This window comes from Chryseobacterium angstadtii (genome assembly GCF_001045465.1).
Classification (GTDB): domain Bacteria; phylum Bacteroidota; class Bacteroidia; order Flavobacteriales; family Weeksellaceae; genus Chryseobacterium; species Chryseobacterium angstadtii.
In genome coordinates this window covers 973149-996420 of record NZ_LFND01000003.1, presented here as the reverse complement: position 1 = coordinate 996420, position 23272 = coordinate 973149, and the positions used below count along the sequence as shown (strand labels likewise).

Genomic DNA, 23272 nt, shown 5'->3' with positions numbered 1-23272 from the left:
AATCGCATTATTTTAGCCGTTTCTCATTGTTTTAACAGCAAGCGATTTCATGCTTAAATTTTTGATTGCCCAAAATTAAGAAATCCTGCTTTTTTCGGCAACATTTTTACCCTGATTTTAAAATTATTTTCCCTTTTTTGGATTGTGTAAAAATAAGGTAGTCTTCTCCGCCGTCTTTTATCTGGTATTTCTTTTTAATCTCTTCCGGTTTTAACGGATAGTTTTTTGAAATGATATTGAATTTCTCTTTCTTTTTAATCTGCTTGGAATCAATAACTTTCATTTCTAAAATTCTTCCCGGAAAATCATTTATCTTCTGATCTGAGGTATAAATATGTGTATTGGGATGAAGTTTTTTCAAACCCAATCTTTCTGAAATTAAATTAAAAATTCCGGCTTTTAAAATCGCATTATTGGGGATATAGATGAATTTTTCGGGTTCAGAATAGGCAGCGTGGCTGTTTTCGGCTTCCTCAAATGTAAATTCAAAGGCAGGTTCCCCACTTTCCAGATTGATACAATTGACTGCAATTGCTCCTTTTTCCTGATTTGAAAGAAAAATAACCACCTCTTTAACATCATTCTTTACCGCTATAATTTCTATTCTGAAAATATCCGGTAAGACAGACAGTAGATATTTCAGATCAATCAAAGGCGAAAGCTTTATAACCACCTGATCTGAAATCGACAGCAGCTTTTCTTTAATCTGAAGAATATCCGGAGACAAATCTTCCAAAAGAAATACTTTGTTCCTGTTCTGATCTCTTCTTGCCGGGTCCAAATAAATAACATCAAAATGTTTCTGATTGCTATTCAGGAAATCTTCCAGATTCTGATTGATAAATACAGCTTTTCGTCCTAAAACACCCCAGTTATGTTCTACCAAATTCAATAATTCTGAGTTCTGTTCCACTAATGTCACTTCATCAAAATTTTGAGATAAATAGTAGGCATCAATTCCAAAACCGCTGGTGAGATCAATAAACGTTTTTCCTTTAAGGATTTGCGATTTATATTCTGCTGTTTTCTCTGAAGAAGCCTGTTCCAGATTAAGCTGCGGAGGAAAAACAATCCCTTCTTTTAATAAAAATGGGAACTTCTTCTGAGCCACCTGTTTCCCTTTAATCTGCTGCACAATTTCCTGCATGGAAATGTCCGGAAAAGGTGATTTTTTTAGCAGAAGGGCATGCAGATCTGCATTTAGATTTGCATTGATGTAATTTTGAATTTCTTCGTATACTATTTTGTTGTCCACGGATTTTCTTATTCCATTATTGTGAATTCAAAGCGCCACTTCAAATTGATTAAATTATCTTTTATAAAAAATATAGTCCGTTAAGACAGGCTCTATACCACTCTGCTTCAGAAGAGAATTGATCTGCCCTCTGTGATAGGTAGAATGATTGACCGCATGGAAAAGCATCTCAAAAATACTGTTTTCAAATTTCATCCCTCTGGAATTCTGATATTCTATTCTTTGGTCCCAATCCAGATTTTGAACAATATCTTTACTTTTCAGAAAATTCTGATGATTGATATCCTCAAGAGTTTCAAAAGGATTGATCTGCCAGACTCCAAACGCAGGTTCTCCCAATATACGGGCGTTCCAGATCTGTTGTGCATTGAGCGTATGATTGATTAAACTAATGGTCTTTTCATCTGCTTTGGCGATGTTTTCAGAAATAACCCTGATCATTTCTTTGTTGAAATGATGGGTGTATTCAAATAAGTCAACCAGTTTTTCTTTCATGGCTAAAGATTGTTCTTCTTATTTATTAACCACAGATTATTTTTATAAATGAGAAATTGTGGAAAGCAATGGAATTACTCAAACATTTCAGCCCAACGTACGGCTTTTATTTCTTTTTCGTTGTATAGATCTTCAATTGATCTTTTAACGTCTAATTTAGGATATAAATTCACTCCTATCAGCTTTATTTTACCCTCTTCTACCCATTTCTGTTCTTCAACAGCCTGGTCGTAGATCTTTTTCTGAACAATTCCCTGTTTTAAAAGTTCAAGATAACCTCCTGCTTCTTCCATTTCAACAAAGAGTGCCCATGATTTTTCTGCAATCTGGCGGGTAATATCTTCTACATAATAACTTCCATTCGAAGCATCCTCAAAAACATTGATGATACTTTCATAGGCCAGAACAATCTGCTGTTTGAAAGAAATTTCTTCAGAGTTATCGGTACTTCTGCTTACCAGATAATTGGTACTGAAAACGGCATCAGCTCCGGCAATCATTGCAGAAGCCAGCTCCAGTGTAGAACGGATCAGATTGTTTTCATTATCTGAAACAGCTTTATTTCTTAAAGATGTTTCGGCAAAAATGTAAGGGGTTTCATTTAAACCGTATTCTTTCGAAAGTTGATTAAAAACGATTTTAAAAGCCCTTAGTTTAGCCATTTCAAAGAAATAGTTTCCACCGACTGCTATTCTGAAAATCAGTTTATTCAGAATTTCAGGGCCATAAACTTCGGCAAGCTCTTTTGCTTTTGCAAGGGCAATGCCTAACTGTTGGTAAATTGCTGCTCCTGCGTTCTGATGAAGTGATATATCAACACAGATATTTCTTTTAAAGTCTTTGGATAAAAGTTCCTTAGCCAACTGGTCATCAATAGTTCCATTATTTTCATTAAAAACATCAATCAGTGAAAAGTACTGATCTTCTTCTTTAGGGCTGATATGGCTGGCAAGATCTTTATTATTAATGAAAAGCGTCTTTTGTTCAAGAGTTTCCACATTCTGGTCTAAAATGAATGCAAACACATCTTCCTCAAGACTTTCGTGATATCTGGCTACCAAATGGGTGTTTTCTTCTACTTTTGGCAGATTGGCCAGCGGTTTCTGAACTTCACTGTAAAAAGGTTTTACATCAATTCCTTCCAGGTTTTCTTTTTTCAGAATAGAATAGATGTCTTCTGTTTTAAGCTGCTTTTTTACTAAATTTTCCCAGTTTGGAAGTATATCTGTATTGGACATTGGCTATTGGTTTTGGTCAATAGTGAATGGTTAATTTTGGTCAACAAATCAATCCTGAAACTACAAAACTGATGATTGACAATTCACTATTGACATTTATTTACTTTGTTTTGTGAATGGTGAATTTTTGCTCCGCAAGGCAATCCTGAATCTATAAAAATTGACGATTGACCATTTACCGTGAAACTCATTGACTATTCACATTTCAATTTTTCTATTTTTTAGCGACATTGGTACTGTCTACTACCAGAATGAAGATTTCCTCATCCGGTTTTTTCATAAAATAATTTTCTCTGGCGTATTTTTCTTTTTCCGACTTATTGTTCATCAGCTTTTTATAAAAAGAGTCATTCTTTTCGTATTCCTTTTTATAATATTCCAGCTGGTCTTCATATCGGCTGATTTCGCCGTTCAGTTCATGAATAACAAGGAAAGAGGTTTTATCAAAGAAAATCATCCAGACCAGAAACATACAGATGGTAATAGTATATTTATTCAGAACATATTTCTGAATCATTTTGAATGTTTCAGATTTCGGCTGGATGTCTTTAATAAGTTTGTTTTCTTCCATTTTTAATGTTTTCTCAACGAATTTTTAATAACAGTAGTTAAAAAATCAATCGCTACGGAATTCTGTCTCATGTTCGGAATGATCAAATCGGCTTCATTCTTGGATGGTTCTATGAATTCCTGATGCATCGGTTTCAATGTGGTTTGATAACGGTGAAGCACTTCTCCCAGGTCTCTTCCTCTTTCCTGAGTATCTCTCCTGATTCTCCTGATCAGCCTTTCATCAGAATCTGCATGAACGAATACTTTTAAATCGAATTCTTTCAGCAGTTCTTTGTTGGTAAGGACCAGAATCCCTTCTACTACCAATACATTTTTAGGTTCTACAGTGACGTGGTCGCCCGTTCTGGAATGGGTTACAAAGCTATAAACAGGCTGTTCTATCGGCTCATTGTTTTTCAAAGCTTTTACATGTTTTATCATCAGATCAAAATCGATAGACTTTGGGTGATCATAATTGAGTGCCTCTCTTTCGGTGAGGGTCAGATTCTGATTATCGTGATAATAATTATCCTGGGAAAGGATATTCATTCCTTCAATATCAAGCTGTTGAAGTATTTTGTCAACAACTGTAGTTTTGCCGGATCCTGTACCTCCAGCAATTCCTATTACAAGCATTCTTTTTTTGTTTCTTTATAGTTGGTACAAATATACTATTTTAGATGAATGCAAATAAAACAATCCCGGTATAAATTGGTCTTAAACAAAAAAATCCGATGCCTGAGCACCGGATTTAAAATAGTCTATTAATTTTTATTTCTTGATAAATTTAGTTGACAGCTCAACTCCTTTTACCGTCAGAATGTAATTTCCGGCTGAAAGATTTGAAATATCAATTTTACTTTTACCGTTTCCAAGCGTTGTTTCCAATACTTTTCTGCCTTCCATATTGTAGATTTCGGCTTTTTCCTCTTTGCTTCCTTTTAGTATAACAAAAAGAGCATCAGTAGCCGGGTTTGGATATACAGAAAGCGTATTTTCTTTTTTGGAAACATCATCTACACTTAGCTGGCAGTTATAAGCCGGTAAAGTATATCCTGCAGCAGTAAATTCCTGTGTCATTACAGCAATATCCGCACAGTTGAATCCGAATTGTCCAAGCATATCAATAGCAGCCTGTCTTACAGCTATAGCAGCACTTTGCTGGTTGGTACTGGAGTTCGTAACGCTCAATCCCTCTAAAAATGCCCTGTCTGTTTTCTCCTTACCAATTTTATCATATATTCTCATCAGCGAAGAAGCCCAGATTTGGCCTCTTGTGTGGATGGCCCCGGTACCAGGATATAAAACAGTATAGTTGGTAATTCTTCCTCCCCAATATTCGTTATGACCATCCCAACTAAACATCCAGTTATATGCAGGTGCTGACGAAGGCCATTGGTTCAAACTTCTGCTGTATGACTGTGCCCAGTAATCTCCACAACCTTCACTAAGTCCCTGAACCTGAGACAAACTTCCATTGGTAAGCCAGTCGTGAATTCCGTGTCCCAGTTCATGTAAAACAACATCCGCATCTTCAGCATCGTCTACTCCTCCTTCTCCAAAAACAAGTCTTCCATTGCTGTAATAAGAATTGTCATCACCATCAAGGCCATGTGGATCGAACCATAAAATACCTTCATTGGTTAAAGGTTTGCAAACAATATTTAAAGTTTCATTGATATAACGTAAGCTGTTATCTACATGCCAATAAGCATTTACAGCCTCAAATCCCTGATCATTTCTGTTAAATAAAAACTGATTTGTAGCTTGGGTAAACAATCCCGTACTAGGTGTCTCAAGATCTTTAATTTCTGCATAAGATCCTTTTAATTTATATACTCCTGCTGCTAATTCTACTTCAGGAATCGTAACCAAAGATCTTGCAGCATCTAAGCTTGCATTGGTGGCGTCATTGTTATCTACATAGTTTCCGGCATAAGCCACCTGCATTCTGGAAAGTGGATCCGGATTGAAAATATAGCCGTTACCTGAAACATACTCCTTCTTAGCGCTTATTCCTTTTTTTGATTTTTTTTTAGGTTGCCCCGGAGTACCATCTTCATCACGGTTGTAATGAGCGATATTTTTAACGCTTATAATATCTCCGTTTTGTGCATCTACAATGGTTTCCCAGTTTCCTGAATGTTCAAAAGAACTGGTTAATACCCTGTAAGCCAATTTCGTATCTCCTGCATCGGTAAGATAAACCACCAGCTTGCTTTCTTCAGAAGTAACGGCTCCTTTTGTATTAGAAGCAATATGAGCTTTTTGAAGAGCTTCTGAGGCTGGTAAAGAAGGATTGATATTCACCTCCTTTATGTCTTTTTTAAAGCTTTCTGCACCGGTATAAGTTATTATTCCATCTTTATTAAAATGGACTACAATTTCAGACTGGAAAACAGGAACAGTCTTTATCATCTGCTGAAAACGTAAAGTTTCACCTGTATTTCCTTTTCTTACTGAGCTTAATTTGAGACCACTGAATTCCTGGATTCCCAAATCTTTTGAATTTTCTTTGATCCATTTTTGGGCTGAAGTTTCAAAAGATGATGTCTGGGCGTTCAATGCTGAAAAACATAGTATACCGCAAAGCGCCAACGAAGTAATTTTTTGTTTCATTTATTTATATTGATTTAGGGTGTATTAATTGCTAATATAAACAAAATTACTTTAACTCTTTGTCAATAAATCTGTATTTAGTGAGAAAAATTACATTTTAATAAAAAACTCTGCCCGGGAGCAGAGTTTCATTTATACTATTTCACTGGTTAATTCCCTTGAAAGCAGTTTTTCGTGCATGGGTTTCAGAACATCAATAGATCCTGTTTTCACCGTACATTTTCCTTTGTAGTGCACCAGAATAGTACATTGTTCTGCCTGTTCCAGTGTATGTTTGCAGATCTCCATCAGACAGTCGATCACATAATCAAAAGTGTGAACGTCATCATTGTGAAGAACCAGCTTATATACTTCATCCGTATCGTCCAGAACCAGTACTTCTTCTTCGTACTTACGTTTTGGATCCTCGTAGTCTCTTATATTATTGTAAAAAGTCATCTGTATTGCTCTTTAAACTTCTCCTATTTTATCTGCAAGATCACTCAGTACATTCGGGCCTTCATATACCAATTCTACGAGCTCTACACTTTTATTATTCATTTTCAGAATCTTAAAATGGTAATTCTCGAGATCGAATTCCTGGTTTTCTTCCGGAATATCTTCCAGCTCGTGCAGAATAAATCCTGCCAATGAATTGTACTCACTCTCCTCAGAAAGAGGCAGTTTTTTAGGGAGATGCTCATTGATCTCATCCAACGGCTGCGTAGCCTGAACCCAATAGATATTGTCTCCAATTTTATCCACCAGCTTATCTTCATCATCCTCTTCATCCTGAATTTCGCCTACCAGCTCTTCCAGAATATCTTCCAGGGTAATGATTCCTTCCGTTCCACCAAACTCATCAATAACGATAGCAAGGTGCTGCTTTTTCTGCTGGAATATCTTCAGAAGATCAGAAATTTTCTTACTTCCTACCACAAAGAATGCATCACGCATCAGGTCTTTAAGATCATCGTGATTCAGATCTCCTTTTCTTTTAACAAATTCGCGGATAATTTCTTTCGTGTATAAAACCCCGATCACATTATCTATGGAATTAAGATACACCGGAATACGGGAATACCCGCTGTCCATGATTTTGTTGATAATTTCGTTAATATCTTCCTCAAAATCAATGGAAGTAATATTTTGTCTGGGTACCATAATCTGCTTGGCAGAATGATCCGTAAAATCAAAGGCATTTTTGATGATCTCGTAATTCTCTTCTTCAATCTCACCGCTGTCCGCGCTTTGTTTTACCAAAAGCTGAAGCTCCTCAGTAGAGTGAATTTCCTGCTCTGAAGCCGGATGAATTTTAATTAATCTTAAAAATCCGTTTGACATTAAATTCATCAACCAGATAAACGGCTTGAAGATGGTATAAAAAACTCTTAGCGGTACCGCCGTTGCCATTGTGGTTGCTTCCGATTTTCTGATAGCTATAGATTTTGGAATAAGTTCTCCAAATACAATATGCATTACGGTAATCAATACAAAGCTTGTCACCACGGAAATGGTGGTAACGGTTGCCTGAGTAAGATCAACATTTAAAGAGTGGAAGATACTTTCTACCACATGATGTAAAGCGCTTTCACCTACCCAACCCAGCGCAAGAGACGCCAATGTGATACCAAGCTGAGTTGCAGAAAGATACTCATCAAGATGTTTGATAATATGCTCTGCCTGCTTCGCCATAGAGTTACCTTCGGCTGCTTTTAACTGGATTTGTGAATAACGAACTTTAACAATTGAAAATTCTGCGGCTACGAAAAAGCCATTTAGTAAAACAAGAAATAAGGCTAGCAAAAGCCTGACTATGTCCGAGTCCATTTAGAAATTATATAATTTTAAGTACAAAGATAGATAAAATAAAAATAACCTGTATTGGAGATAAAATATTTTGGAAATGGAATTTTTATAAAATGAAGAATAGAAGCGGAAAAACGGAGTCATCCAGAGTATTAAAAAACCATTTAAAATCTTTTTTGAATACGGAATACATATTTGGAAAGATACGAGGCTTTACTCACCAAAGAGCAAGAAAAGACTGATTCATTCTTCGGTAAAAACATTTAAAACACAAAAAAATCAATAGTGAATTGTCAATCTGCTATGCTGTCAATGGGATTCACAATTTTCATCTTCACTCACCCCAACTTTAATCCCATAAAAAAAGCACCGACAGTGTCGATGCTTAGTATGATATTAAAATAATTCTTTATGAATTTTTCAAAGCTTCTGCCCCGGAAACGATCTCTAAGATTTCGTTTGTAATGGCAGCCTGTCTTGCTTTGTTGTAGAAGATCACAAGATCATTTTTCAACGCCTGAGCGTTGTCTGTAGCTTTATGCATTGCAGTCATTCTCGCTCCGTGTTCAGAGGCTACTGAATCTAAGATTGCTTTGAAAACCTGAGTTTTGATAGATTTTGGAATCAAATTATCTAAAATCTCTGCTCTGTTAGGTTCAAAAATATAATCTGTTTCAACCTGAGGTTCTGTAGTTTCAGGCATTGAAATCGGAAGAAGCTGCTCTGTAGTTACTTCCTGAGTAGCTGCATTGACAAATTTATTATAGATTAAATAAACTTCGTCAAATTTACCTTCTTTGAAACTTGTCATTACTCCTTCGCTCACGTGAGCTACCGTATCGAAGTTCAGATTATCAAAAACAGCGCTTTCATTAGAATACACTGTACGTGTTTTTCTTACTGCATCATACGCTTTTTTACCAATTGAAAGAACTTCCACTTCGTATTGTGAATTATTCTGAAACTGGGCATTAAGCTCTTTTACGATGGAAGAGTTGAAAGCTCCTGCAAGACCTCTGTTTGAAGTAACAGCAATGAAAAGTACTCTTTTCACTTCTCTTTTTTGAGCATAAACAGAAATCTGATCAGGATCAGAGCTGGAATTTACATTCTGGATAAGCTCCTGTAATTTTTCAGAATAAGGTCTTAACATTACGATTGCATCCTGTGCTTTTTTAAGTTTCGCTGCCGAAACCATTTTCATAGCACGTGTAATCTGCATCGTAGATGAAATGGACGCAATTCTACCTCGTATTTCTTTTAAGTTTGCCATTAATTTGGGTTCAAAGTTTATGGTCTAAAGTTTAAGGTTTAAAACAGTTGGTTTCAAACCTTAAACATTGAAGATTTTAGTTATATTTAGAAGCTAGATCGTTAGCTGCCTGCTTAAGAACGTTTGTAATATCGTTGTCGATTTTACCAGCTTTAATAGCCGCCATAGTATCAGGATGCTTAGATCTCAAGAACTCGATATATTCAATCTGGAATTCTTTTACTTTTCTGATAGGTACGTTTCTTAGAAGGTTTTCAGTTCCCGCATAGATCATAGCTACCTGGCTGTCCACTGGAAGCGGAGAGTTTACCGGCTGCTTAAGGATCTCTACGTTTCTTTCCCCTTTAGAGATTACTGCTAAAGTAGAAGCATCAAGGTCAGAACCGAATTTAGCGAACGCTTCAAGTTCTTTATACTGAGCCTGGTCTAATTTAAGAGTACCAGACACTTTTTTCATTGATTTGATCTGAGCGTTACCTCCTACTCTGGATACAGAGATACCTACGTTGATCGCAGGACGAACCCCTGAGTTGAAGAGATCAGACTCCAGGAAGATCTGTCCGTCTGTAATAGAGATTACGTTGGTTGGAATATACGCAGAAACGTCACCAGCCTGAGTTTCGATAATTGGAAGTGCAGTTAATGATCCACCCCCTTTTACGATTGGTTTTAGAGACTCAGGTAAGTCGTTCATCTGGCTAGCAATTTGGTCATCAGCGATTACTTTTGCAGCTCTTTCCAATAGTCTTGAGTGAAGATAGAAAACATCTCCAGGATAAGCTTCACGGCCCGGTGGTCTTCTCAATAGTAGAGAAAGCTCACGGTAAGCTACCGCTTGTTTAGATAAATCATCATAAACGATCAAAGCAGGTCTACCAGTGTCTCTGAAGAACTCTCCGATAGATGCTCCAGCCATTGCAGAATATACCTGCATTGGAACCGGGTCTGATGCGTTAGCAGCAACAATTACAGTATATGCCAAAGCTCCTTTATCAGAAAGAGTTTTAACGATTTGTGCTACAGTAGAAGCTTTCTGACCGATAGCAACATATATACAATATACAGGCTTACCTGCATCAAAGAATTCTTTTTGGTTGATGATGGTATCAATAGCAACAGTAGTTTTACCTGTCTGTCTGTCACCAATGATAAGCTCTCTCTGTCCTCTTCCTACAGGGATCATAGAGTCGATGGCAACGATACCTGTCTGTAAAGGTTCAGTTACCGGCTGTCTGAAGATAACTCCAGGAGCCTTTCTTTCCAATGGCATTTCGTATAAATCCCCAGTAATAGGACCTTTACCATCGATAGGGTTACCAAGAGTATCTACAACTCTTCCTAACATACCTTCTCCTACTTTAATAGAAGAGATTCTGTTTGTTCTTCTTACTGTATCTCCTTCTTTTACTAATTTACTTTCCCCAAGTAGAGCAACACCTACGTTGTCTTCTTCAAGGTTAAGTACAATACCTTCTACATCACTAGAAAATTTCACCAACTCTCCGTATTGTACGTTTTCTAACCCGTATACACGAGCAATACCATCACCGATGGTTAAAACTGTACCTACTTCCTCAACGTTGGATTGAGTGTCGAAGTTGGCCAATTGTTGTTTTAAGATCGCAGATACTTCTGCCGGATTTATTTCTGCCATTGTATGGTTGTTTTTCTTAATTTAACTGAAAATCTTTTTTAACTTGATTAAGCTTGGTCTTTACAGATGCGTCTACCTGCTGATCTCCTACTCTTAGAATATAACCTCCTAAGATTTCAGGTTTTACCTGCACATTCAGATCAAAATTTGAATCTGCATTCACCAGATTGGTAGATCTTAAAATCTGATCAAGGTTTTCTTTAGAAAGCTGAGTTGCCGTAGTAAGAGTAATTCTCTGTACTCCGTTGATATCCTCTACTTTATTGATGAATTCCTGAGCGATATTCTTCAACTGGTTTTCACGTCCGTGCTTGATCACTAATCTGATCAAGTTCTGTGAAGAAACTGAGAAATTTTTGAAGATCTGGTCTGCTACCTCTATTTTCTTTTTTGCATCAATATAAGGTGTAAGAAAGAACTTGTTCAAATCCGCAGATTGAGACATGATCTTCACTACATCTTTCATTTCAGAAAATACAGCAGCTGTCTGACCGGATTCATTGGTGAAATCAATCAGTCCCTGTGCGTATCTTTTAGCTACTTTAGATGTAAGCATTCTTAGTTAAGGTTAGATTTGTTTAAATAATTTTGAACTAATTCGTTTTGAGCTTCGTTGTTATCCAACTTTTGCTTTAGGATAGATTCAGCGATGTTTACAGATAAAGCACCGATTTGAGTTTTGATGTCTGCCATAGCAGCATTTTTCTCAGTTTGGATAGTTTGCTTAGCCGCTTCAATAATTTTGTCTCCTTCATTTTTAGCAGCATCTTTAGCCTCACCTACGATTCTATCTTTAATTTCTCTGGCTTCTTTAAGGATAGCATCTCTTTCGATCTTAGCTTCACGAATAATTCTTTCGTTGTCCTCTTTTAAAGTCTCCATCTCTTTTCTTGCTAATTTAGCTTGATTAAGAGCATCAACAATAGAAGTTTCTCTGTCGTTGATCGATTTTAAAATAGGTTTCCAAGCAAATTTACCTAACAAAAATAACAATGCTAGAAAAATAACAGACTGGATAATAAATAATCCTGATGAAAACTGGTGAATTAATTCCATTATATAAATGTATAAATAATTATTACTTTTTTTCTTAAATAACCATTACCTGTAACCAACCGTTACGGGTAATGGTTTGATTTTAATTAGTTTACTGCGAATAGAGCAGCAAACGCAACACCTTCAACAAGTGCAGCAGCGATAAGCATAGCTGTTTGGATTTTTCCAGATTGCTCAGGTTGTCTAGCGATAGCTTCAAGAGCAGCAGCTCCGATTTTACCAAGACCGATACCTACACCTAGTACTACGATACCAGCACCTACAATTTTAGGGATTTCCATAATATATAATTTTAAAAAATTTGTTTTACTTTAATTTATAATCCAATTAGTGAGCTGCATGATGTTCATGCTCGTGCTCCTGTACTGCCATTCCGATGAACAAAGCTGATAACATGGTAAAGATATAAGCCTGTAGGAATGCAACCAATACTTCCAATAAGTAGATTACTAATGTTAAGAACGGGAATGCAACACCAGCTGCGAAGTTCTTGAACACATAGATCAATCCGATCAAACTCATTACTACGATGTGTCCTGCAGTCATGTTTGCAAAAAGACGGATCATCAAGGCGAAAGGCTTAGTGATAGTTCCTAACAATTCGATTGGCAACATGATTAGTTTCATTGGAACAGGTACTCCCGGCATCCAGAAGATGTGTTTCCAGTAATCTTTATTAGCAGAGAAAGTCGTGATTAAATAAGTAAGGATTGCAAGGAAGAATGTCATGGTAATATTACCTGTAACATTAATTCCGAAAGGCATTAAACCTAATACGTTAAGGAATAAGATAAAGAAGAATACGGTTAATAAATACCCCATAAATCTTTTGTACTTATGTCCGATGTTTGGAATAGCCACTTCGTCTCTTACGAAAATGATTAATGGCTCTAAGAATCTTGCAGCTCCTGTAGGAACAACAGACTTCTTATAAGATTTAGCCATTCCTCCAAACAGCACCAACATAAAGACAGATACTAACAATAAGATAAGAACACTCTTTGTAATAGAAAGATCCAAAGGCTTCTCATTCAAAGGATGACCGTCTTCTCCAAGTGTTAAAGTTCCTGCTGCATCAGTTTTATAGATTTTCTCGTGGTGCAATACGTAAAAAGAACCGTCTACTTCAGTAGGCTCACCGTGCATGAAACCTTCTTTACTGTTGCTCATAAAAGCGTGGATTCCGTTGTCGTAAAAAATAATCGGAAGAGGAAAACCTATGTGGTGACCATCTTTATCCACCATCAATGTAAAGTCGTGTGCATCCAACAAGTGATGATCGATGAACTCTTTGTTTTCTTTACTTGTTTTGTCTTTTTCTGAAAGCTCTTGTGTAGGAGCTGTTCCGGCAGCAGCCTCTCCGTGCTGTGCAGACACTACGTTTAATACAAAAATACTGTAGAATAAAACTGCGAATTTCTTAAACATTGATAGGTTTTTTTCGTTGTGCAAAAATATAATATTTTTTCTAGTTTCAATAAATAATTTTACTGTTTTTTGTCATGATTGATCAGCTTGATCGCATAGTACGTAAGTAGCGTGGTCAGGACAAAATACGGGATAATAAAATGAAATTTATAGCCTGGAATCACTTCAAAGTTCAATTTCTTCCTGATTAAGTACATTAAACCGAATTTTAAAAGGATTAAACCAATGACAGACAACCCCAAAAATTCGGGCACTACTCTATTAATTAAAACAATCATGGTGATCATCAACATGAACATTACACTTAAAAAAAGATAGAATTTAACAATAATAATCTCATCCAGGTGAAAAACAAATTTCCAAAGAGAAAAATGAATCAGAAATGTTAAAAAGAATAATACCGTAACCAGGATATTAGGATTTAATTTCATTATAAACTTGTTTTCAACCGCTGTACATAACAGGGTTTATTTTAACTGATCGCAAAAATAGACTTTTTCTATCGTATTTTAGTACGATTTGATTTTTATCATTTTTTCTCTATATATAATATTACGTGTCCGAACACTTTAGATATGCCAAAAATTCCTTATTTTTGCAAACCTATAATTTACAATAAATATGTTTAATAGTTTACAGGATAAATTAGACAAGGCTCTACATAATATTTCCGGACGCGGAAAAATCACAGAGATCAACGTTGCGGAAACCGTAAAGGAAATCCGTAGAGCGTTGGTAGATGCCGATGTTAACTATAAAGTTGCAAAAGATCTTACCAAAAGAGTTCAGGATAAAGCTTTAGGACAAAACGTTCTTACTTCCCTTACACCGGGACAGCTGATGACGAAAATTGTTCATGACGAATTAGTGGATCTGATGGGAGGTTCTCAGGAGGGAATCAATCTTTCAGGGAAGCCTTCTGTAATTCTTATTGCAGGTCTTCAGGGTTCCGGTAAGACTACTTTCTCCGGAAAACTGGCCAACTACTTAAAAACAAAAAGAACCAAGAAGCCTTTATTAGTTGCGTGTGATGTTTACCGTCCGGCTGCTATTGACCAGCTTAAAGTATTAGGCGGTCAGATCGGGGTTCCGGTATTTACAGAGGAAGGTTCTACCAATCCTTCTACCATTGCTGAAAACGCCATCAATTTTGCCAAAGCTAACGGTCATGATGTAGTGATTGTGGATACCGCAGGACGTCTGGCTATTGATGAGCAGATGATGAACGAGATCAAATCCGTACATTATTTCATCAAGCCTCAGGAAACTTTATTCGTAGTAGATTCCATGACGGGTCAGGATGCTGTAAATACGGCAAAAGCATTCAACGATGCTTTGAACTTTGACGGTGTTGTTCTTACCAAATTGGATGGAGATACCAGAGGGGGTGCTGCATTAACGATTCGTTCCGTAGTAGAAAAACCGATTAAATTCATTTCTACAGGAGAGAAAATGGAAGCTTTAGATCTTTTCTACCCGGAAAGAATGGCAGACAGAATCTTAGGAATGGGAGACGTTGTTTCCTTAGTAGAAAGAGCTCAGGAGCAGTTTGATGAAGAAGAAGCTAAAAAACTTCACAAAAAAATCGCTAAAAACGAATTTGGTTTTGATGATTTCTTAAAGCAGATTAACCAGATCAAGAAGATGGGTAATATGAAAGACCTTATGGGAATGATTCCAGGGGTTGGAAAAGCCATCAAAGACGTTGAAATCAGCGATGATGCTTTCAAACATATCGAAGCGATTATCTACTCTATGACACCGGATGAAAGAAGAAGACCTTCTATTATCAATACTCAGAGAAAACAGAGAATTGCAAAAGGAGCCGGAAGAAAAATTGAAGATGTAAACCAACTGATGAAGCAGTTCGAGCAGATGGGTAAAATGATGAAGATGATGCAGGGGCCTCAGGGAAAACAGATGATGCAGATGATGAGCAAAATGCCAAACATGCCTGGAATGGGCGGAATGATGGGGAAATAATCCTGTTTACAGCAACAAAATATAAAAAAACTCTCAGGGATTCTGAGAGTTTTTTTGTTTGTATTAGAATCTGAATTTGCATTCAGTTCTACCCGGAATAAATTCATTTTTCAGCTACCTGAAAGCAATATTTTTGCCTTTCCTATTCAACTCTCTATAAATTATTGAGCTCGGTTTCAATCAGGATTTTGGATTTAATCTCCCTTCTATACGCTCAATTCCATACTCCTATCTTTATCATATAGTGCCAAAAAAAGCCCTAAAATAAATCTTAGGGCTTCTATTTTATAAATGCTTTGTTAATTACTTAGCAAAAACATACTTAACTCCGAAAGTTACAGAAGATAAATTCAATCCGAACTTGTAGTTGTTTACGCTTTTAGCACCATCAACATCAAATTTAGAAGTGTTGTATCCGAATTCACCGATAGTAGCTTCAATGCTCCAGTTTTTGTTTAAGAAATAATCTAAACCTGGCTTGATGTTTACACCAATTGAAGTGTAGTTAGATTTAGTAGATGTAGAAGAAGTTGATGTAGTACTTCCTAAAGTAGTAGTAGAAACATCTTCATTCTTAACGTTACCAAATTCCATAGGAACTTCTAACTGACCGAAGATATACAATTTCTCAGCAATAGTCCAGTATTTTCTTACGAAAGGAGCTACAACGAATGCAGATTCAGTATCTTTAGATTCAGCAACAATTCTTCCACCAGGAACAAGTGTAGTTCCAGTTTCAGTAGTTTTGTCATTCTTGTAACCAACACCTAAACCAACAGCTAAGTTTGTACCTACGAAGTAACCTGCAGTAGGGATTACTTTGAAGCTTTCTACTTTCTTGTCAGTATTGTTGTTCTCTTCCTGAGAATAACCTACCTGTCCTGAAATATATGCAGTTCCTTTTGCAATCTGAGCATTAGATAAACCGAAAAGTGCAACAGCACCCGCTAATAATAATTTTTTCATTTTAAAAAATTTTAATACTTTCTGAGGGCAAATTTACAGTGACCCCCGCGAATATTAAAATTTGTTAATGTGATTAATATCATTGATGAATATTGGCTTTTTCCAGGAATAAAACGTATTCATAATAAGACTTTGTTTTTTTCACAATATTATGAATAAAAAAATCACAATTTTACAATAAGAACTCCATATGTTTATTTTTTTTGATTTATACATTTTGTTTAAATCAGCTTATTTTTACAATTACGAGAAGCTTTTTCCTCATAAAACACTCATGTTTAAGGTATTATATCTTAAAAATTAAACATTTGCTTATAAATTAAAATAAATTCTGTCAGGGAACTGCTGCAATTCTCTTAATCACTGATGAAATCATCAGTTTTTTAACATATTCATTGGTATTGTATAAAAAAACTCCGGCCTTCGGCCGGAGTTTTTCGTTCTTATGGTTAAGGAATCTTCTTATTTCAGGAAGAAATTATACCCGATATTGATTGCTCCCACGTTCCAGCTAGCGGTATACCATCCGTAATCACGTCTGTTGCTGATCGTCTGATACCCTAAATACAACTCCCCTGATTTCATCTGATATCCGAATTTAGGCTGCGCGTAGAAACCTCCGTCTACACCATCTTTTACAGAAATTCCGTATCCAAGATCCAAACCTACAAAGATAGGCGCACCGGAGAATTTATATTTTCCGGAAACCGCTACAGGAATAAATCCGAAATCATCAAAATTATCTTTTCCGAAGAAATGAGAATATCCGGTTGTAACCCCAAGGTCAAGTCCTTTTGTAATATTCCACATATAAGCTGCGTCTACTCCTAATGTAAATGAAGAAGCATCGCTTGCATCACCCACCGGAATACCGATATGTCCTCCCAGCTTAAAACCTTCCTGCGCCTGTGCTGCACCTCCTAAAAGCGCAAAAGCACCTAATAAAAATAGTTTTTTCATTTTTTAAATAGTTTTGATTGATACCACAAAATTACTAATAATTTTCATCATTAACATAAAATTAACAACTACTATAAATAGGAACAATAAAAAAGCGGAACAAAATTCTGTTCCGCTTAATGATATTTTTTTAATAAGGTTTTGAAAATTAGTTCCCTCCGAATTTGAAACCTACCCCAACCTGAAGAAAACTGTTGGTTGTTTTCTCTCCATTCATAGGATCTTTAGCTAAATTGGATATTCCCATATTATATCTGGCATCAAAGAACAATCCGTTTTCCAAAGCATATTCCGCGCCCAAGAAAGGAGCAATATTAAAGGTATTCGTCTGATCTTTAATATCTGTTTCGTCATTACCGCTAAGTTCTAATCCTGGGATAATTCCTCCTAAGCCCAAATCGGTTACCGTTTTAGATTTTGCCGTAAGAATATACCCGAAACTGGCACCTGCAGAAACCGATAAACCTTCAGTAATAAAATATTTAGCAGAAACAGGGACCAGTATGGTTCCAAAAGTCATTTTATTTTGAATTTTGAAATAATTATCATCCTCATCTTCAACACCTTCTGATATTTTACCTCCCAATTGAGAATATAAGACTTCTCCCTGCAAACCGAATTTATCACTGATCTTATATTCAACCATACCTCCTGCGTAAAAAGTATGTGATGGATCCGTACTTTCTGATCCTCCATTATCCTTAAATTTTAGAGTAGATAAAGAATAACCTGCTTTAGGCCCGAATCTCAATTCCTGCGCGCTCAGATTGGCGCTAACTACAGCCACTGCTGCAATCAGTAAAAGTTTTTTCATGATTTTATATTAGTATTCGGCTGCAAAACTAATTATTTTTTCCAAAACACCAAATAATGGTGAAAATATTAATTCAATACAGCTACTAAGAATATAAAATCATGAAAAATTTATTTTAATATGAAAATACACAATTAGTCTTTCAGCCTTTTATCTTCTTCGTTATAAGCCAAAATAATCTTTTTAACGACCGGATGTCTTACCACATCCTCTTCAGTAAGGTGTACAAAGCCGATTTCTTTAACATCTTTCAAAATTCTCATCGCTTCTTTCAGCCCCGACTGTTGTTTCGGAGGCAAGTCAATCTGGGTTGGATCCCCGGTAATAATGAACTTTGCATTCATTCCCATCCTGGTAAGGAACATTTTCATCTGGGCATGTGTTGTATTCTGAGCTTCATCAAGAATCACAAAAGCATCATCCAGTGTACGTCCTCTCATAAAAGCCAATGGAGCTACTTCAATTACTTTTTTCTCCATAAAACCTTCCAGCTTTTCATGAGGAATCATATCCCTCAATGCATCATAAAGGGGCTGTAAATAAGGATCCAGCTTTTCTTTAAGATCTCCCGGAAGAAATCCGAGACTCTCTCCCGCTTCCACCGCAGGTCTTGTAAGAACAATTCGCTTCACTTCCTTATCTCTCAGAGCTCTTGCTGCCAAAGCCACACTGGTATATGTTTTCCCCGTTCCTGCCGGACCAATAGCAAAAACCATGTCTTTTTTCTCGGTTTCTTTTACCAGTTTTTTAAGGTTGGTTGTTTTCGCTTTGATAATCTTACCATTGACCCCTTTTACAATAATATCCTGATCAAAAATCAATTGTTTTTCGTTCTCATCCTTGATATTCAGAACATTTTCAACGTCTTTCAGAGCGATAGAATTATTTTCAGAGATGAATTTTACAATATCATCCAGTTTTAGTTTAAGTATATCTAAAGCTTCCTGATTACCCATTGCGAAGATAAAATGATCTCTTCCGGTAATTTTCAAAGTGGGAAAGCTTGATTTTAACAAATTGAAATATTGGTTATTAACGCCATAGAAGGTCTTTACATCGATATCTTCCAAATCATATGTTAATTCGAACATGCAGTATTTTATTTTTATTAGATTTTAAAATTAAAGCTTTTTTTCAAATTTATATCAATTCTTTCCTACAATCTTTCGGGCTTTCTTTTTATTTTAAATAACTTTGCAGTAAACACTATTTATTCTACGAACAATCCATGTCAATTATTACCCTTACTTCGGATTTCGGAAATTTAGATTACAGAGTTGCCGCTGTGAAAGGCAAAATTCTGTCTCTAAACTCCAAGGTTAATATTATTGATATAACCCACGATATCCAGGCATTCAACCTTATACAAACGTCGTATATTGTACGAAATGCCTATAAATATTTTCCTAAAGGCACCATTCATATACTTTCTGTAGACAGTTTTTACAACAAATCAAGGAAAAATATACTGTATAAAGCAGACGGTTCTTATTTTCTAGCGGCAGATAACGGGCTTTTAAGTCTCATCTTTTTCGACATTAAACCGGAAGCCATCTACGAAATCACATTAAACAGCCGTTTTGATGATGTTGTGAATTTCACTTCCACGGATGTTTTTGTTCCCGCAGCCGTTCATTTAGCTAATGGCGGGCTACCTGAAGTGATCGGGCGAAAAATAGATTCGGCCAAAGAACTTTTCTTCCCAAAACCTGTCTTCAATGAATCTGAAAAAATGATTATTGGGGAGGTTACCTATATTGATAATTTCGGAAATATAATCTCAAATATCAGCAGAGACTTTTTTGAAAGCAATGGCAAAGGAAGTGAAGGTTTTATTATAAAATTCAGAAATTTAACACTTTCCCGGGTGTATTCCAGCCATACAGAAGTAGTTTCTGACTGGGAACGGGAAACAGAATTCCACGGGCAGTCGGCTGCCATTTTCAATGACAGTCAGCTTTTGGAGCTTACCATCTATAAAGGAAGCAAAAAAAACGGAGCTAAAAGCCTGTTTGGACTCAATGTAGGCGAAAATATTTATGTTGAATTTGTCTAAGATTATATATTTCATAAAAAAACCGATTTTTTTTATATATTTGTCAAAATCTAAAAATTAAAAATGGCAGAATACAAATTATTGCTTCCTTCCATGGGAGAAGGTGTTATGGAAGCGACGGTTATCACTTGGTTATTCAACGAAGGCGATAATGTAAAAGAGGATGATTCCGTAGTTGAAATTGCAACAGATAAGGTAGATTCAGACGTTCCGACACCAGTTTCGGGGAAAATTGTTAAAATTTTAAAACAGAAGGACGAGGTTGCAAAAGTGGGTGAAGCCATTGCTATTTTAGAAATTGAAGGAGAAGGCGGAAATACAGCTTCAGAAGAATTACAGACAGAAACTCCTGCTGCTCCGGATACAGAGACTTTAAAAACAATTGAAGGGCCTTTACAGAATTCTGCTTCCAATGTAGAGTTTTCGGGAGACCTTTATCTTTCACCACTGGTAAAATCTATTGCACAGCAGGAAAACATTTCTGAATCTGAGCTTAAATCTATTAAAGGAAGTGGTTTAGAAGGAAGAATTACAAAAGAAGACATATTAGCTTACGTTTCCAACAGAGGAAATCAGCCTGTTCAGCAAACTGCTCCGGTACAACAGGAGGTTGCTGCTGCGCCAAAAGCTCCGGCATCCGCTCCGGTTTCTACGGTTCCTGTAGCAGTAGGTGACGAAATCATTCCAATGGACAGAATGAGAAAGATCATCGCTGAAAACATGGTAAAAGCCAAGCAGATTGCCCCACACGTGACTTCTTTCATCGAAACAGATGTGACCAACGTTGTAAAATGGAGAAACAAGCATAAAGATATTTTCGAAAAACGTGAAGGTGAAAAACTGACTTTCATGCCTATTTTCGTAAAAGCTGTAGTGAAAGCTATTCAGGATTTCCCAATGATCAATGTATCTATTAATGGTGAAAACATCATTAAAAAGAAAAACATCAATATCGGTATGGCCACTGCTCTACCGGACGGAAACCTTATCGTGCCTGTTATTAAAAATGCTGACCAGCTATCCCTTTCAGGTCTTGCAAAAGCGATTAATGATCTGGCATACAGAGCAAGAAATAAGAAACTGAGACCTGAAGATACTCAGGGAGCAACGTATACTATTTCTAATGTAGGAAGTTTCGGTAACCTGATGGGTACTCCTATTATTCCTCAGCCTCAGGTAGCTATTCTTGCAATTGGAGCTATCGTTAAAAAACCGGCAGTTCTTGAGACCAAAGACGGCGATGTGATTGCTATCCGTCAGCTGATGTTTATGTCTCACTCTTACGACCACAGAGTAGTAGACGGATCTTTAGGTGGAATGATGCTGAAACATGTTCATGACTATCTTCAGAACTGGGATCTGAATACAGAAATATAAAAAATGAAAAAGCTTCCTCCGGGAAGCTTTTTTTATGATCATGTTTGTGGTCTTTCTTAATATAATTGATAATCTCTCTTCTTCATATTCCTTGATATGTGACATCAGAATAGAGCTTTCTGTAAAATATTAAATAATTTGTTTTTTATCGCAAAGCTTGAATATTGTTACTTGATAGTTTAGGGATGCAAAGAGGAGAATCAATCGTTGATTAATTCGATGAAGCGAATGAATACAATAAAAGCCTTTACTCTCCTTTCAGACTGCCAATCACCTTTTCTCTATGTATTTCACCCCAATTGATCAGCTCCGTAATCAGAGGCTTTAACGATTTTCCATGATCTGTAAGTTCATACTCAGCCTGAGCTGAATATTTTGACGTTCTCCTGACCAACAAATTGGTTTCTAATTTTTTAAGTTCAATAGAAAGCATTCTGTCCGTGATCTGACCGATCAATACGGAGATTTCCCTGAATCTTTTAGGCTCATCCAGCAGAACAGCAATAATCTTCATCCTCCATTTTCCGTTCACCGCTTCCAAAGCATCCCCAATGGACAATAATACTTTCGAAGAATGCAGCGGACATTCAGTATTTCCTGGTTCTTTTTCTTTCATAAACCTATCTTTTAAGTTTCGCAATTGAAATGTACAGTAAAAATAAGAAACTTAATCGACTGGGAAAAGTTAATGAGTAAAGAAGACCGGAGCTGGAAAGAGAAAGCTAACTATGCGAAAGAAACAAATGAAATCCTTTTTATTCTATTAGACTACTTCGAATTAAAAAATCAATAGTAACTTCCATCCTCCCTCTCCCATCTTCCTAGTTAAATTGGTTTGAATGAACAAATTCATTGAATTTCTTTGGGTTTCTTCCAAGCACTTTTTGAATACCGTCTCCTGTATTCTCGTTTCTTCCATCCAGAATTTCATCAAATGCCACTGCCATATGATCTGCCACAAATGCAGGTAAGCCTACTTTTTTCAATAAATTCTGATAGTCATTTTTACCAAGATAACGATATTGAATATTTCGGTTAAGCTTATGACCTATCATCCTGACAGCTTCTTCAAAAGTGAATAATTCACTTCCTGTTATTTCATAAATACCCCCATTGTGCTTTTCATGAATCAGGCATTCCACAACAACATCCGAAAGATCATCCAGATCCACAAACGGCTCTTTTACAGACCCGGCCATAAAAACAACCTCTCCGGACTGTATCCCGTGAAGAAAATGTCCTTCACTGAAATTCTGGTTAAACCATGCAGAACGCACAATAGCCCATTTCAATGGCGAACCGATCAAAATATCTTCACATTTCCTCACCGATTCCTGCCCTCTTCCGGAAAGCAAAACTGCTTTTGAAACAGAATTCTTTACCAGACTGTTGACCAGTTCACGAATCTGCTCATCAGCTCCCGGTGTAGAAGTATCAGGATGTACAATGTATACTTTCTGAATATCCTGTAAAGCCTCATCATAGGTTTCAGCATCATTCCAGTCGAAAAAACGGGCATCCTCACCGGCTTCTTCCTGAACACGGGTTGTAGAAAATACTTTATACCCAAGCGCTTTTAATTTCTGAACAACTCGTCGTCCGTTTTTACCACCACCGCCAATTACCAGGATATTTACGTTATCTTTTTTCATGTTTTTAAATTTATCATACAAATCTATGAATGGCTGTAATGGATTAATGTTTAACTATCATGGAGTATAGCTATTTTCTTTTCCTTTCTTTAATCTGTTTTCACGA

At 36.4% G+C, this 23272-nt stretch carries 24 protein-coding genes; 3 read left to right on the top strand and 21 right to left on the bottom strand.

Going from position 1 to position 23272, the window contains the following annotated elements; genetic code table 11:
* Positions 1–106 precede the first annotated feature (106 nt).
* The 15 genes from ACM46_RS12310 to ACM46_RS12240 all read right to left on the bottom strand — a co-directional run bounded on the left by ACM46_RS12310 (position 107) and on the right by ACM46_RS12240 (position 13789).
* Positions 107–1255 carry a class I SAM-dependent methyltransferase gene (locus ACM46_RS12310; RefSeq protein WP_048506919.1) on the bottom strand — a complete coding sequence of 383 codons (1149 nt, stop codon included), beginning with the start codon at positions 1253–1255 and terminating at the stop codon, positions 107–109.
* A 54-nt stretch (positions 1256–1309) separates the two neighbouring features.
* On the bottom strand, positions 1310–1750 hold the full coding sequence (locus ACM46_RS12305) for a DinB family protein (protein ID WP_048506918.1): 441 nt from the start codon (positions 1748–1750) through the stop codon (positions 1310–1312).
* A gap of 74 nt (positions 1751–1824) precedes the next feature.
* Complete coding sequence (locus ACM46_RS12300; protein ID WP_048506917.1) at positions 1825–2988, bottom strand: methylmalonyl-CoA mutase family protein; 1164 nt, start codon at positions 2986–2988, stop codon at positions 1825–1827.
* A gap of 214 nt (positions 2989–3202) precedes the next feature.
* Entirely contained in the window at positions 3203–3559 is a 357-nt protein-coding gene (locus ACM46_RS12295; protein ID WP_048506916.1) for an FtsB family cell division protein, read from the bottom strand.
* Positions 3560–3561: 2 nt separating this feature from the next.
* Complete coding sequence (udk, locus tag ACM46_RS12290) at positions 3562–4176, bottom strand: uridine kinase (protein WP_048506915.1); 615 nt, start codon at positions 4174–4176, stop codon at positions 3562–3564.
* Positions 4177–4311: 135 nt separating this feature from the next.
* Positions 4312–6159: a T9SS type A sorting domain-containing protein gene (locus ACM46_RS22830; protein WP_083997394.1), complete on the bottom strand. Its 1848-nt coding sequence runs from the start codon at positions 6157–6159 to the stop codon at positions 4312–4314.
* A gap of 132 nt (positions 6160–6291) precedes the next feature.
* The gene (locus ACM46_RS12280) at positions 6292–6597 is read right to left on the bottom strand and encodes an ATP-dependent Clp protease adaptor ClpS (protein ID WP_048506914.1); all 306 of its coding nucleotides are present in this window, start codon (positions 6595–6597) and stop codon (positions 6292–6294) included.
* Between the two features lie 12 nt (positions 6598–6609).
* Positions 6610–7968: a hemolysin family protein gene (locus ACM46_RS12275; protein WP_048506913.1), complete on the bottom strand. Its 1359-nt coding sequence runs from the start codon at positions 7966–7968 to the stop codon at positions 6610–6612.
* A 388-nt stretch (positions 7969–8356) separates the two neighbouring features.
* On the bottom strand, positions 8357–9220 hold the full coding sequence (gene atpG / locus ACM46_RS12270) for an ATP synthase F1 subunit gamma (protein WP_048506912.1): 864 nt from the start codon (positions 9218–9220) through the stop codon (positions 8357–8359).
* 76 nt (positions 9221–9296) lie between these two features.
* Positions 9297–10874, bottom strand: coding sequence for a F0F1 ATP synthase subunit alpha (gene atpA, locus ACM46_RS12265; RefSeq protein WP_048506911.1), 1578 nt, complete (start codon positions 10872–10874; stop codon positions 9297–9299).
* Positions 10875–10890: 16 nt separating this feature from the next.
* A complete protein-coding gene (gene atpH, locus ACM46_RS12260) occupies positions 10891–11430 on the bottom strand; it encodes an ATP synthase F1 subunit delta (RefSeq protein WP_048506910.1) in 540 nt (179 codons plus the stop codon).
* Between the two features lie 2 nt (positions 11431–11432).
* Positions 11433–11930 carry a F0F1 ATP synthase subunit B gene (locus ACM46_RS12255; protein ID WP_048506909.1) on the bottom strand — a complete coding sequence of 166 codons (498 nt, stop codon included), beginning with the start codon at positions 11928–11930 and terminating at the stop codon, positions 11433–11435.
* 86 nt (positions 11931–12016) lie between these two features.
* A complete protein-coding gene (atpE, locus tag ACM46_RS12250; RefSeq protein WP_002979108.1) occupies positions 12017–12211 on the bottom strand; it encodes an ATP synthase F0 subunit C in 195 nt (64 codons plus the stop codon).
* A 46-nt stretch (positions 12212–12257) separates the two neighbouring features.
* The gene (atpB, locus tag ACM46_RS12245; RefSeq protein WP_048506908.1) at positions 12258–13358 is read right to left on the bottom strand and encodes a F0F1 ATP synthase subunit A; all 1101 of its coding nucleotides are present in this window, start codon (positions 13356–13358) and stop codon (positions 12258–12260) included.
* A gap of 59 nt (positions 13359–13417) precedes the next feature.
* The gene (locus ACM46_RS12240) at positions 13418–13789 is read right to left on the bottom strand and encodes a hypothetical protein (protein ID WP_034725372.1); all 372 of its coding nucleotides are present in this window, start codon (positions 13787–13789) and stop codon (positions 13418–13420) included.
* A 190-nt stretch (positions 13790–13979) separates the two neighbouring features.
* Here ACM46_RS12240 and ffh point away from each other — a divergent pair, with 190 nt between their 5' ends.
* Positions 13980–15341, top strand: a complete 1362-nt coding sequence (ffh, locus tag ACM46_RS12235) for a signal recognition particle protein (protein WP_048506907.1) — start codon at positions 13980–13982, stop codon at positions 15339–15341.
* 303 nt (positions 15342–15644) lie between these two features.
* Here the strand turns inward: ffh and ACM46_RS12230 are convergent, their stop codons facing one another.
* The 4 genes from ACM46_RS12230 to ACM46_RS12215 all read right to left on the bottom strand — a co-directional run bounded on the left by ACM46_RS12230 (position 15645) and on the right by ACM46_RS12215 (position 19172).
* Entirely contained in the window at positions 15645–16307 is a 663-nt protein-coding gene (locus ACM46_RS12230; RefSeq protein WP_048506906.1) for an outer membrane beta-barrel protein, read from the bottom strand.
* A 462-nt stretch (positions 16308–16769) separates the two neighbouring features.
* Positions 16770–17267, bottom strand: a complete 498-nt coding sequence (locus ACM46_RS12225) for a hypothetical protein (RefSeq protein WP_048506905.1) — start codon at positions 17265–17267, stop codon at positions 16770–16772.
* A 148-nt stretch (positions 17268–17415) separates the two neighbouring features.
* Positions 17416–18081, bottom strand: a complete 666-nt coding sequence (locus tag ACM46_RS12220; RefSeq protein WP_048506904.1) for a porin family protein — start codon at positions 18079–18081, stop codon at positions 17416–17418.
* Between the two features lie 134 nt (positions 18082–18215).
* Positions 18216–19172 (bottom strand): PhoH family protein, encoded by a 957-nt coding sequence (locus ACM46_RS12215; RefSeq protein WP_048506903.1) that lies wholly within the window; start codon positions 19170–19172, stop codon positions 18216–18218.
* A gap of 137 nt (positions 19173–19309) precedes the next feature.
* Between ACM46_RS12215 and ACM46_RS12210 the strand changes: the two genes are divergently transcribed.
* Both ACM46_RS12210 and ACM46_RS12205 read left to right on the top strand, forming a co-directional pair.
* Positions 19310–20137, top strand: coding sequence for an SAM hydrolase/SAM-dependent halogenase family protein (locus tag ACM46_RS12210; RefSeq protein ID WP_048506902.1), 828 nt, complete (start codon positions 19310–19312; stop codon positions 20135–20137).
* A 63-nt stretch (positions 20138–20200) separates the two neighbouring features.
* Entirely contained in the window at positions 20201–21514 is a 1314-nt protein-coding gene (locus ACM46_RS12205; RefSeq protein ID WP_048506901.1) for a dihydrolipoamide acetyltransferase family protein, read from the top strand.
* 247 nt (positions 21515–21761) lie between these two features.
* Here the strand turns inward: ACM46_RS12205 and ACM46_RS12200 are convergent, their stop codons facing one another.
* Both ACM46_RS12200 and ACM46_RS12195 read right to left on the bottom strand, forming a co-directional pair.
* Positions 21762–22130 (bottom strand): winged helix-turn-helix transcriptional regulator, encoded by a 369-nt coding sequence (locus ACM46_RS12200; RefSeq protein WP_048506900.1) that lies wholly within the window; start codon positions 22128–22130, stop codon positions 21762–21764.
* A 205-nt stretch (positions 22131–22335) separates the two neighbouring features.
* A complete protein-coding gene (locus ACM46_RS12195) occupies positions 22336–23166 on the bottom strand; it encodes an NAD(P)H-binding protein (RefSeq protein WP_048506899.1) in 831 nt (276 codons plus the stop codon).
* Between the last annotated feature and the right edge of the window lie 106 nt (positions 23167–23272).